This is a genomic window from Streptomyces sp. NPDC086519 (assembly GCF_040686075.1).
Classification (GTDB): Bacteria; Actinomycetota; Actinomycetes; order Streptomycetales; family Streptomycetaceae; genus Streptomyces; species Streptomyces shenzhenensis.
The window spans coordinates 1-12,338 of sequence record NZ_JBFBJL010000003.1 but is presented as its reverse complement, the minus strand read 5'-3'; the positions used below and the strand labels follow the sequence as shown (position 1 = coordinate 12,338).

Annotated in this window: 5 protein-coding genes; all 5 read right to left on the bottom strand. The window is 67.5% G+C overall.

What is annotated here, in order from left to right; all coding sequences use genetic code 11:
- Nucleotides 1-135 precede the first annotated feature (135 nt).
- The 5 genes from AB0P24_RS04430 to AB0P24_RS04410 all read right to left on the bottom strand — a co-directional run bounded on the left by AB0P24_RS04430 (nt 136) and on the right by AB0P24_RS04410 (nt 12,102).
- A complete protein-coding gene (locus AB0P24_RS04430) occupies nt 136-588 on the bottom strand; it encodes a hypothetical protein (RefSeq protein ID WP_365790693.1) in 453 nt (150 codons plus the stop codon).
- A gap of 63 nt (nt 589-651) precedes the next feature.
- Nucleotides 652-942 (bottom strand): hypothetical protein, encoded by a 291-nt coding sequence (locus AB0P24_RS04425; protein ID WP_365790692.1) that lies wholly within the window; start codon nt 940-942, stop codon nt 652-654.
- Nucleotides 935-7,402: an RHS repeat-associated core domain-containing protein gene (locus AB0P24_RS04420; protein WP_365790691.1), complete on the bottom strand. Its 6,468-nt coding sequence runs from the start codon at nt 7,400-7,402 to the stop codon at nt 935-937. Before AB0P24_RS04420 ends, AB0P24_RS04425 begins: the two co-directional genes overlap by 8 nt.
- 70 nt (nt 7,403-7,472) lie before the next feature.
- On the bottom strand, nt 7,473-11,081 hold the full coding sequence (locus tag AB0P24_RS04415; protein ID WP_365790690.1) for a LamG-like jellyroll fold domain-containing protein: 3,609 nt from the start codon (nt 11,079-11,081) through the stop codon (nt 7,473-7,475).
- A gap of 703 nt (nt 11,082-11,784) precedes the next feature.
- The gene (locus AB0P24_RS04410; RefSeq protein ID WP_365790689.1) at nt 11,785-12,102 is read right to left on the bottom strand and encodes an SH3 domain-containing protein; all 318 of its coding nucleotides are present in this window, start codon (nt 12,100-12,102) and stop codon (nt 11,785-11,787) included.
- Nucleotides 12,103-12,338: the final 236 nt, after the last annotated feature.

The following is a 12,338-nucleotide window of genomic DNA, read 5'->3' as shown; positions in this document are numbered from 1 at the left end:
ACACCGAGCGAGCAGCGACGGAGAGGTGAGGGTTACGGTTGCGGCGCTTCGAGCGCATCCTGATTGGGCGAAGCCTCGTCGATTGCGCCACATCCGGGTAGTTCACTCGAACCAGCCATGTATGAAGGAATGGGACTAACGAATCTCCGTCCCACCGACCAACGCATGCCGTATCAGCTCGCCGTCCTTCCTGGGCACCGCCAGGTCATACGTCCCCGCACCCGTGACGAGTTCGTATCGCTCGAACTTCCGGGCCAGGCGTACCTTCCCGGCCGCCGGCTTCAGCTGGAACGGCGCCTGGAGAGTCGCGCTCCGACCTCCTCGCGCGTCGTTCCAGACCGGCGCCTCACCGGCGGCGAGCCGAAGGTAGCCCTGCCTCAGCCTCGCGATCTGCTTGCCCTTGCCGACCGAGACCTTGACCGTCCCGCCGATGCTCTTTGTGAACCCGACGACCCGCAGCGGCTGGCCACCGTCGAAGTCCGCGATGTCCCGCGCGGGCGTGCGGCGCCGGATCCACGCCCAACGCAGCAGCACGTCCACCATGGTCTCGGTACCGGCGGAACGGCGTTCCGCACGTGCGTTTGTCACTTCGCTGTCCCAATCCGTCGTGCCTCTTCTTGCCTCCCGACGCGTCCCGCCACGGCACGGCCGTCATTCGTCCCGCGTGAAGTCCGGGACACCGGCGACCGAAGCCGGATCTTCGATCGGCCACATCCGGAAGCCCTCAGGAGCACGTACCCGGGACACGCTGATGCCGTGCATACACGCATCGCACCAGAACAGCGCATAACCGACCCTGCTGCTGGTGTCGACGATGTAACGCACCTGCAGCCGGTAGCGACCACAGACGGGGCACGGGCCGCTGCCCGCCTTGTCATCGTCAGGGTCATAGCCCTCGGCAACGCGTGCCAACGCCTTCAGCCACGCCTCTCGATCAGCCATTACCCAGCCTCCCGTTGAAATGATTCCAGAACTGGTCCTCCGAGGCGTATGCGGCTCTCTCCCAGGCGGATTCCTGTTCCAGTGACGAGGCTGAACCGTACAGACCGATCTGCATGACGTGCATCCGCTCGTGCCCGATGGTCCGGACGAGATCCTCCGTGGAGGAGAATGCGTCAGGATACAGCGTGATAGTCCCGTCCGGCGACGTGTGCCCGTACAGGCCACGCCCGATCAGGTCGGCATCACGATTGATCTTGACAGTCACACCAGCCAGTCCGACGCCGGCGTCGGAAGCCGCCTGGCTGACGACGCGCTTCTGCATCGGTACCTGCAGTTCGGAGAACGCTCCCGTGTTCGAGGTACGGCGGGCGAGCCCCCGAGAAGCGCTCCCCGAACTCGCGCCGCTCTTGGGCGCGGACTCCTGGTCCCGTTTGCCGCTCGTGGCCGAGCCGGAACCAGCGGTCTCCTCCGCCGCTGAGCCCGCCTCCTTCGCCCCCGAGCGGGCAGCAGCCTTGGACGCCGCAGCGGTTTCGGCTCCTTCCGAGACAGCTGCCGCCCCCGCGCCGGCGATCCCCGCCGCCCCTGCGATCACGGCCCCGCCTTCACCGATCACCCCGGCTGCCGCTCCCGTCACCGCAGCCCCCAGGCCGCCGATCTCGGCCCCGGCCGTGAAGCCCTCGGCGCCCGCTATCAGGACGGCGCCGCACGCGCCGGCCGTCGCCGCCACGCAAGCGACCGCGCCGACCACCACCGCGGTGGCGACCACGGCCGCGAGCACCGGGTGCCGCTCGACTGCGTGGTAGGCCTTCTTGGCGTAGCAGGAGAAGGACCAGCCGCAGGTGTGGTGGGAGCTGCCTCCTCCTCCGCTGCCGCTGCCGCCGTGGTGGGTTCCGCCTCCGTCGCCGTCACTCGTGGTGGAGGGGGTTGTGCAGCCGGTGGACGGGCAGCTGCCGCCGCTGTTGTCCATCACGTTCATGAGGCCCGTCGGGTCGCTGCCGGTGACGGGGTTGTCGGCGGCGTACGTGTAGCCGTCGATCTGCTGGGCGTCGGTGAGCTCCAGGACCGGGTCGTCCGAGACGAACCGGCCGATCGTCGGGTCGTACTCCCTTGCCCCCAGGTGTGTCAGCCCCGTGACCGCGTCCTGCACCCCGCTCACGAAGCCCTTGTCACCCAGCCATGTACCCGAACCGGGCTGGGCACCGCGGGCGTTGCCGAACGGGTCGAGCCTTCGCCGCGTGATCGTCTGCGTCGTCGCGTCCACGGCGGTCTCGGCGGTGTCGTGGGCGTCCGTGACCTGCCACTGCAGGGCGCCCGTGCTGGTGCGCACCGCGATGGTCTGGCCCGCCCACTGGTAGTAGCGGGTGCCCGTGGTCGTCGTCGCGCCCTTGGCCAGGTGCACCTCGGTGTCGCCCAGGTACAAGGTCGTACCGGAGTCGTCGCGCGAGAGCAGCCGGTTGCCGTCGGCGTCGTACAGGTACGAGGACGAAGTGCCGTCCGCGTTGGTCACCTTGGCGAGGTGGCCCTCGCTGTCCCAGTCCAGCGTCTGCGTCTTGCCGTTCAGCGTGCGGGTGTGGGTGTTGCCCGCAGCGTCGTAGGAGTAGCTGTTCGTGGTGGTCGTGGGGCCCTTGGTCGTCGTCGACGACGACAGAGTGTGCGGCTGAGTGTCGCCCGCCGGCGGGTACCCGTATGACGTCGACGTGTCCGCACCGCCCACCGTGGTCGCGTGGTCGACATCGGTCTTGCGGTTGCCCAGATCGTCGTAGTCGTAGCTGTGCCAGTACGGCGCCGGGCCGCCGAGGACCGCCGCGGACGCTGCGGCGGCACAGCCGTCCGTCGCGGTCCACGCCTCAGTCAGCCGGTCGTGGCCGTCGTAGCGGTAGCACTGCACGTCGTCGGTGCCGTCGGCGTGCGTGGCGACCTTGGTCGGGTTGCCCGCGTCGTCGTACGCGTAGTTGGTGTCCTGGACGGGAGCGGTCTGCGCGTCGTCGGTGACCAGCTCACGCTTGAGGCGGCGGGTGCCGTCCTCGTACGTGTTCGTGATCTGGAGCCACTTGGCGGTGTCCGAGGAGGAAACCCCCAGCGTGAGCTGGCTGACATCGCTCAGCTTGGTGTAGGTGGTGTTCTGGACGTAGCCGGTGGCGCCGCTCAGCGTCGTCGGCATGCTCAGGTCGTTGTAGCCGTACTCCAGAGACTCGGCTGGCAGTCCGCCGGCCGCCGGATCGGAGGTGACCTGGATGGTGCCGTCGAGGTTGTAGCCGGTCGTCGACGTGTACGTGCCGGCCAGCGCCTCCTCACCCGCGACCGAGGGGATCGTGACCCGGGTGAGGGTCGGCCGGTACAGGGAGTCGTAAGCGCCGATCTGGCTGATGTACGCACTTCCGGACCCAGACGAGCCGCCGACGTACCGGATCGCCGACGTCGGCTGTCCCTTGGCCACCGAGTCGTAGGTCCACTTGGCCAGCTCGTGCGCCGCGTCCTTCGTCGTGCCGTCGTACATGTCGGTCTTGCGGCCGAGGATGTCGTACGTGTAGCTGAGCGTCTTCTCGTCGGCCGTGCCGAGCGCCGTAGTGGTCGTGGCGACCTGGTCCAGGTCGTTGTACATCGTCTGCGTCGTGCCCGTGTCGGGGTCGGTCGACGTCGTCTTGCGGCCCATCAGGTCGTAGCCGTACGACCAGGTGTTGCCGTCGTCGTCGACGACCTCCTTCAGCCGGCTCTTCGCGTCGTAGTGGTACTTGATGGACGTGTAGGTGCCGGTCGGGGTGCCGTTGTCGTACTGCCGGGTCTCGGTGGTGCGGCCGAGGGTGTCGGTCAGGGTCGTCGTCGCGATGCCGCCTTGGGGCGGGGTGACGGTGGTGCGGTCACCGCCGTAAGCGGTGGAGGTCGTCCAGCGTTTGGTGCCGAGCGCGTAGAAGTCCTGAGCCGTGGCGCGGCCCGCGCCATCGTAGGCGGTCAGGGTCTGGGACGGGACCGCGGAGGTGATGTTCTCCAGGGTTCCGGACGGGGAGGTGTTGTCCGTGTAGTCGGCGTCGGACTCGACGGCCAGGCCGCGGCTGTCGTACTTGGTCTCCGCGATGACCCGGCCGCCGCCCGGCGCAGGGGTCTGGGTCTGGCGCGGGCGCAGCAGCGCGTCGTACAGGGCGTAGGTCGTGTCGTACGTCGTGCCGTCGTTGTTGAGCTTGCCCGTAGAGACCGCGGAGGCGACGGTGTTGGAGATCGCGTAGGTGTAGACGAGGCTCGCGGACTGGCCCGAGGACTTGGAGCGGTTGGCCAACCAAAGGCTGGTCAGCCGGCCGAGGCCGTCGTACGCGTAGTCCGTGCGCTTGCTGTTGGGGTCGACGACCGAGGTGGCGATGCCGCGCGCCGGGTCGAAGGTGGTGGTGGTCGAGTAGTTCTTGGCGTCCGTGGTGACCGTGCTGGTCAACGGGCCGCCTGTCGTGGGCGTGTACTTGGTGGTGCTGACCGTGTTCTGGTCCGCGTCCTTGACCGAGTCGACCCGGCCCTGCGTGTCGTAGTGGGACGTGGACACCGTCTGGTAGACGGGACTGCCACTGCTGTACGACGAGAGGCGCTGTGTCGACGTCTCGTCGCCGAGGGTCGGGGCCGTGCCGTAGGACTGGCTGTCGTACAGGGTGCGGACGTCGGAGACCACGTCGTCGGGGCGGGTGGTGGTGGCGTCGCAGGCCACGTCGACCGTCTCGACCCTGGTGGGGAAGGCCATCAGCCAGTCGGTGGTGTTGTTGGCGATCGTCGTGCGGGTGCACTGCTCGTCGCCCTTGACGGCCGTGTCGCCTTCGTCGTCGACCGTCAGCGCCGCACCGGTCGTCGGGTCGTACGTCGTGGACACCGACGTGTCGCGGGTGCCGCCGGAGGACAGGTCCGTACGGGTACGGACCGCCGCCGGGCGGGTGAAGTAGGCGCTGCGCGTACCGTCGGTGGCCGTCTGGTGGATCCACTCGTCGGTGATCGTGCCGGACACCTCGGCGGAGCCGTTGTAGGTGACCGACTCGCGGGTTTGGCCCGCCAGTGGTTCGGAGTCCGTGACCGAGGCCCCGGTGGAGTCGGTGACCTTGGCGCTGCGGGTGGTCCCGTCGGACTGTTTGTCGCCGTCCATGCCGCGGAAGTACGTCGACACCGTCTTGGTACGTGTGGACTGCGCGTCACCCGTGGTCGTCGTCACGCTGCCGTAGCCGCGCCACTGCGACCAGGTCTTGCGCTTGGCGGGGGCGGTGACGTTGTCGCTGTCGTAGTGCCAGGCCGGGGAGCCGTTGTAGGTGTAGTCGGTCTCCTTCAGCGGGGCGCCGCCGGTCGGGTCGGACTCGGTGACCTGGGTGACGACGTACTTGTGGAACCAGTCCAGTTGGGGATCGGCCGTGTACGGCGGCTGCCAGTACGTCGGGAAACAGCGCAGGGTGTCGGAGTCCGGCGCGCTCGGCATGGTCGTGCCGGCCACGCACTGCGTGTCGGAGTAGTTGACGGTGAGGACCGAGCCGGTCTCAGAAGTGATCGTCCGTACGCGCCACTTGACCAGAGCGGCGATGTTGTCGTGCGTGGTGTCGACCCGGTTGAACAACTGGACGCCGGCGAAGGTGACCGGCGGCATGGCCTTGGTGGAGCCGTCCTTGCCGGTGCGGGTGATGGACTTCAGCCACAGGCCTGCGGAGGTGCCGTCGCCGGGGTCGGGGAAGGACTGGTCAAGAGCCCAGGTGTCGACGTCCCGGTAGGCCGGGGTGGACAGACTCGCGTCCCAGACGCTGGTGGTCACGCCGGTCAGCCGCTTGCGGGAGAAGAACGTCGGCCCCGTCGCGGTGCACACCTTGCCGGAGGCACAGACCTGGTCGTACGGCACGTCCGGCCAGTGCGAGGCGGTGCTGGAGGTGAGCGAGGAGCAATCCTCGCTGCTCGTCACCAGGCAACGCTCGGCGGTGGTGAAGGAGACCTTCTCCGGCGCCGTGCCGAACACCGTCGAGGACGTGATCCCGTAGTCGATCCGGCTCAGGTAGCCGCCGCGGTCGTACACCGTGCCGTTGTCGGTGGTGGTGCCGTTCTTGGCGTAGTAGTTGGTCTCCTTGGTGTACCAGTACGACATCGCGTTGCCGTGCGGGTCCACCACGTAGTCCAGGTTCCAGCGCCAGGCCTGGGTGAGTGCGCGACCGGAGAAGGACGTCCCCTGGTCGTAGCCGGGTTCACCGGAGTCGTCGCCGAACACCGGTACGGTCCAGGTGGAGTTGGTGACCGCGTTCCCCGTGGCCCAGCCCTGCAGACGGTTCTTGCCGAAGACGTACTGGGTGCCGTCCGGAGTGGTGACCGTCCAGAACTCGCCGTCGTTGTCGCCGTTGGTCGCGCCCGTGGAGTGTGTGACACGCTCACCGTCATCGGCCTTGGCATGCCACTCGCCCAACTTCGAGTCCTTGATCAGCGGGGTGGACTTGCCGCCCAGGACCAGGGTCGCATTGTCGTTCGCCCAGCACTCGTCGTTCTTGCCGGACTGGCCGTCGTCGTCGCAGGAGTCGTACGAGCGCTCGATGTATCCAGTGGTGAGGTCGAAGCCGTCGCCGATCCAGGACGGCTGGTTGTTGGTGGACGGCAGCCGTCCGTCGACGCTCTGTGCGTCGTAGGTGATCGCAAGGTTGGGGGACGGACCGCCGTTGGACGGGGGCACCGAAAGCGGGTAGGACCAGGTGAAGTCACCGCTGGAGCCGCCAGCGCTCCAGGAAGCGGACGGGTTGAGGGAGGTCGCCTGGTAGGAGCCGGCTCCGGACTTGGCGGCGGCGGTCGCGGCGAGGACCGTCACGGCGGAGGCACTGACGGCGGTGGTGGCCGTGAGGGTGTGGTGGGTGACGTCGTTCTGAGTAGCAATCGGGGTCGTGGCCTGGCACTTCTTCACGCTGGGGGTGGTGAGCGCGCAGGCGGGCAGACGCATCAGGGTCAGCCGGGAGGCATAGTCGCCGCCGTAGGCGTGGGCGAAGCCGGAGTAGTCCAGGGTCAGCCGGGTCTTGCCCGTTCCCTGTCGCCCGTCGGCGCGGGCGACAGACAGCACGGCGCCGTTGATGCCAAGGGCGACTGCGGTGCGGTGGGCAGCCACCTTGACTGCCACCTTGGCCGGAGCCGCGCCGGTGGCCGGCGCGGTCACCTTGACCGGCAGGCCGCCCACCGAAGTGGCTTTGGCAGGGGTCTTCTTGGCGGCCACGGGCACGGTGACGGCGGACGCGGTCGGCCAGTGGGCGGGCTGCGCGACCTGCCTGGCGGTACGGGCGGCGGCTGCCTTGGCCGGGTCCTTCTTCGTGGCCTTCTTGGCCTTGTAGGGCACGGCGGTGCCGTTCTTGACAGCCGGTGCGTGCACCGTGTGGTGCCCGTGTGGCTGGGCTGCCCAGACCGCAGGGGCGGTGCCCAGTCCCGTGGCCACCAGTGCGCTCGTGGTGACAGCGACGACCCACAGCCGTGTCCGCCGTAGCCCATCCATGACTGCTCTCCCGTTTCGTGTGAAAGTCCGCTGAGGATCGGTCGCGTCCGCCGTGTTGACGGGGGTGGCGCTACAGCGGGATGGGCGCTTCGTTGTTGTACATCTGGTTGATGTCGTTGTCGGGCATGACGCCGGTCCACACCCGTACGTCGTCCACAAGGCTGTGGGCGTAGTCGCTGTACGCGCCGGTACTGATCCGCCCGCGTCCGATGTTGAAGGTGCCGGTCGCTTGCCAGGGCGTGTCGAAGACAACGCCGTCCCCGGTGCTGTCTTCGGTGTCGGTGTCGCCCTGAGCCCCTTGCCGGACTCCGTTGACGTAGAGGAACAGCTGGTGGTGGGCACCGTCGTAGACGCCGGTCAAGAGCGTCCAGGTACCCGGGTCGACGAGCTGGGCGGATGCGATGTCGGCCGGGACCTTGACGACCGAGGCGCTGGTGGTGTCGGCGCTGGTGCGCCCGAACACCCACATGCCTTGTGTGGATCCCGCCGCCTGGTCGTACCACAGGCCCCAGGAGTCGCGTACGCCGCCGGACTGGGTCGCGATCCTCATGTGATGGGCCACGCTCGTGTCGGACAGCGCATCCGTGTCGAGGTTGGCCCAGGCCGCCACGGTGAAGTCGCCCTGGGAGTCCACGATCGGACCGGAAGCTGTGGCATTCGCTGTCGAAGTGCCGTTCAGGGAAAGGACGTTGCCCTTGCCACCGTCAGTGTCGGTGGTCCAGGTTCCGCCGGAGGCGACGGTGGCGGTGTGGCCGTATCCCGAGGAGTCCGAGGCCGCCGTGCCCGAGGTCTCCTCCATGCCCCAGTCCGCGGCGAGAGTCGGCTGCGCGTGGCCCGTGCTCGCGTTCGTCATCGCCTGGAGGTCGGCGATCTCCTCTTCCGACAGGATCCGGTTCCAGGCGGTCACCTCGTCGACCTGTCCCGGGAAGTAGTCGGTGAAGGTGCCGCCCGCCTGGCCGCGGGCGATCTGCAGCCCACCGGTGGCCTGCCAGGGAGTGGTGAAGGCGACGGGATCGCCTTGTGGCACGCCGTTGACGAACAGCTGGATGGTCTGTTCCTGCGCGTCGTACACACCCATCAGATGCGTCCAGACGCCGACTGCCGGGGTCATGGTCGAGATGGAGCGGACGATGGTCGGTGAGGCGACGTCCGAGGTGTACCGATTGAAGATCCACGCCTGATAGGCGGTCGAGTAATACAGCGCGAACGCCGACCCGTTGACTCCCGACTGCGCGACGGCCACGGCATTGTGGGCATTTCCGGTCAGCCGGACCCAGGCAGCCACCGTGAAGCTCTTCGTCGTGTCCAGCGCAGAGGAGTCCGTCGTTGCGTATGCGGCCGTGCCGTCGCCTTGCAGCGCCTTGCCGAGCCGGGCCTTGTCACTCCAGGCTGCTGGGCCCTTGAGCGTCGCGTTCTTGCCGTTCACGGAGTCAGCCGCGGTGGAGCCGGTGCCCTCGTCCATGGACCACTGGTCGACGGGGCCGGCGCCTGGCGCGACCTTGAAGGAGTAGGTGTAGCTGGCCGATCCGTTGCCCGCCGAGTCCCAGGTCTGGACGGTCAGGGTGTTCAGCCCGCGTACGTCGGGCGCCAGGGAGAGCGTGTAACTGGTGGTGGCGCTCGTGAACGTTTTGGTCTGTACGGGGTTGTCGTTCAGCTGGTACGTGAACTTCACGACGTCCGAGGCCCCGTTGGCCTTGAGCGTGAACGAACCCGGCGCGCCCACGCCGCCGTAGGCCGTGCAGTCGTCCGGAGAGTCGGGGCTCGCGCACTGCGGATAGTTCGTCGAGTCGACATCCGGCTGCACCGGACGCGATGTGTCGATCGTGAACCAGCATCCCCCAGGCCAGCCCGAGTACATGGATCCGGTCTTGCCGTCGAACGAGTACTGGTACTGCGTACGCGCCCGGAACCAGTACGTCTGCCCGTTGGTGAGCGTGGGGGTCGTCCACGTTCCGGCCGTGCCCGACGTCGTCCACGCCGAAGGGCTGCCCGAACCGACCTTGGGGTCGGTCGCGGCGGCGTCGTACTTGTACACCTCGAAGTTCGGCCGCAGCGTCGACTGCGAACCATCGGCAGACTTCGGCGCCGCCGTCAGCGTGGGCGTCGCGTCCCGGATCACGACGGCGTTCGCGCGGGTCGTGGCGCACGCCAGGCTGGGATTCGACATCTTCACCCCGGTCGGCGTGCTCGGCTTGGACACGAACGTCACCGACAGGCTTGGCTTGTGGTCTGAGGGCGAGGCGAACTGCTTCCAGGCGATCGGGTCGCTCTCGTCGGCCGCTTGCAGGCCAAGGGTGGTGGTCGAGGACGACTGGCCCGCGGTATAGCTCACCGCGTCCGTGGCGTCGAAGTCGACGTTGTCACCCGGGCAGGAGGACGAGTAACCCTTGGCGGTAGTGCGCGAGTCCACCTGGGCCTGCCACTTCGGCTGCTTCGACCAGGTGGTGGACGACGCGATCGAGCCGGTGCGCCACAACTGGACTGCCTTGGCAGTGCAGTTGGCCGACCACACTTCCAGCGCCTGGAAGGTCGCCGAGAGGATCTTCTTGCCGCCCAGGGTGTGGGTGTCGAACTGATAGAAGGAGCGTGCCTTCTTGTTGTCCACCCATGCGTCGTAGCCGACGCCCAGTGCATGCGAGGTCTTCCAGAACGACGTCGAGGGCGAACTCGTCCACACCGTCGTCCAGCCCGAGAGGGAGGCGCTGGTCGTCTGAGGGTCCAGCACCACGGGGTAGGTGGTGCCGGGGTCGTCGAGGAAGGACCGCGAGGGCTTCAGAGTCAGGGCGTCGTCCGTCACCGTCACGTCCATGGCGGTCGATCGGGCGCCGGGTGCCGGCTCGTTCAGTGTGCTTTCGTCTGCGGCAGCGGTCATGCGCGCAGGACTGGTCACGGCGTACGACGCCTGCGAGGCAGTGGCGTACGCCGCCGCCGACGCGGTGGTCGAGCCGGTGACCGATGCGGGGGCCGGGGCGGCCGAGGAGTCGTACATCAGCGCCGTACCCGTAGTGAACACCGGCCGCCCCTGGCCGTCGACGAAGGCGGCACCGCCGGAGTGCGTGTCGTACGCGGAGACACCGTCGACCGAGACGGGGAACCGGATGCTCGACAGGTCCGTGTTCTGCGCTGCGTCTCGCGACTTGACCACCAGGTTCTCACTGAAACCGTCCGGCGTGGCCTGAACAACCAGATCTGTTCCGGGCATGACATTCCGATACGTCGCTGTAGCACCCGCCAGCGTCGGCGTCGGCAACGTCCATGGCGAGCCGACGCTGTACGTCTTCCCGTTCTGGGTGATGCTTGCCAGAGGGTCACCCGCGCCACCCCCCGAGAACGCGATGTCCGCTGCGGCGGCCTTCGGTACGACCTTGCCGGACGACGTCATCTGCAAGTCCGTGTCGACCGGCACCCAGCCCGACCCCTCCTTCGCGCGCACCGGCACCGGATCGAACTCGACAGTGAACGTGCCGTCCGGCTGCGCCGTGACGAGTTGAGTGGGTGTCGTCTCCGCGCTCACCTCGACGGGCGAGCCGGACGCCGCAGCTTTCTGCGATGCGGCCGCCTCGGGCGACAGATCACTGGCACTGCCGTCAGCCGCCGCCGGTGAAGATTCCGCTGCGGCCGCGCCGACCGCTTGGACACCCGCAGCGCCCAGCAACTGCACAAGGAGCGCCGATGCCACGACAGCACGACGTAATCCCCCACCCCGACCCATGTCCCCCACCTTGCGTTCACAAGTTTCTTACAGTCCGGGTGATCAAAACCCAGGGAATTACGACTGTCAATCACTTACCCAGGGCGCCGATTCGACTAAATCACCCATAAGTTACGCAAAATAAGTAAAGAAATAGTAAGGGATTCTCATGGAGATGCACCACGAACCAGCAAGGAAGAGCAACCAAACAACCTTCCGGATCTGCAGGTAAACGGAAAGGTGAGCAAAGGAACCAAAAATAATATCCCCGCATTGAGTCACATCGACGACGCTTGCAGCATGGCTGGCGGCGGCCCAACAACAAGTAGAGGGCAGCGACCGACCTGCAACCGACCCAAAACACACCGCATGCACACTTTGCGGGAAGGTGAGAGGTCAGCCCCTTCAGACGAACTGCATCCATCCTGATCGGCCGCCACAGCCTCACCAAGCAGCAGGCATGGAACAACACCGACCCCGCGGTGAGCTTCCTCGACGACCTGCTTGCCCGGCATCAGCGACGCCGGACAGAGCGCCGGCCCTCCGTGTGCGCGGCCCTCAAGCACCCCGCCCGGGTAGCATGCCTACGCGATCACGACTCTCCGGGCAGCTTCTGCGACCTCGTCGAAGAAGTCACCGACCCCAACGAGCACGGCGTCCGCCCAGAGGGACCACCGGGCACCAGACCCCTTCACCGCCCCGTAGCGGTCAGCGCCTCCTTGCCCCAGGCGACGAGCGAGGAGTGTACGTACCCGGTGACCCCGGTCCGTTTCATCGTCACCTTGCCCCATGCACCTTCGCCCTCGGCCCAGCCGCGTGCGGTGCAGGTGTCTCCCTTGTACGCAGTGCCGAGCGCCGCCGCATTCCTGCGGGGCTTGGCGCGCACCGTCGCCGAAGACCCGGTGATGCGGCAGAAGTCCTGCTTGGCGGACACACTCGCGGCGGGAACCTGCGCCGGCGCGATGGCGAAGGCAGGGCTCGGCGTAGCAAACAGCGGGGCGACAAGCATGCTGACGGTGAGCAGCGAGACGTGGTGACGGGGCTACGAGGCCCTCCTTCTCTGCGGGTTCAACGGGTCCGGGCCGAGAATGCCGCGCGAATCTTGCGCTACTGAGGACGACGGTTTGATGTCATCTCGTGACTGGCGCGCCAGCCGCAGAGAGACCTGCCATCTCAAGGTCGCACCAGGATTCGTGTGACTCCCGCGAACAGCGTCGTGGCCAGTGTCCAGCCACTGATGATCAG

What these genes read in the sequence shown, in the direction of transcription:
- AB0P24_RS04425 (WP_365790692.1), bottom strand. Translation starts at nt 942, where the DNA reads ATGGCTGATCGAGAGGCGTGGCTGAAGGCGTTGGCACGCGTTGCCGAG.
- AB0P24_RS04420 (WP_365790691.1), bottom strand. Translation starts at nt 7,402, where the DNA reads ATGGATGGGCTACGGCGGACACGGCTGTGGGTCGTCGCTGTCACCACG.
- AB0P24_RS04410 (WP_365790689.1), bottom strand. Translation starts at nt 12,102, where the DNA reads ATGCTTGTCGCCCCGCTGTTTGCTACGCCGAGCCCTGCCTTCGCCATC.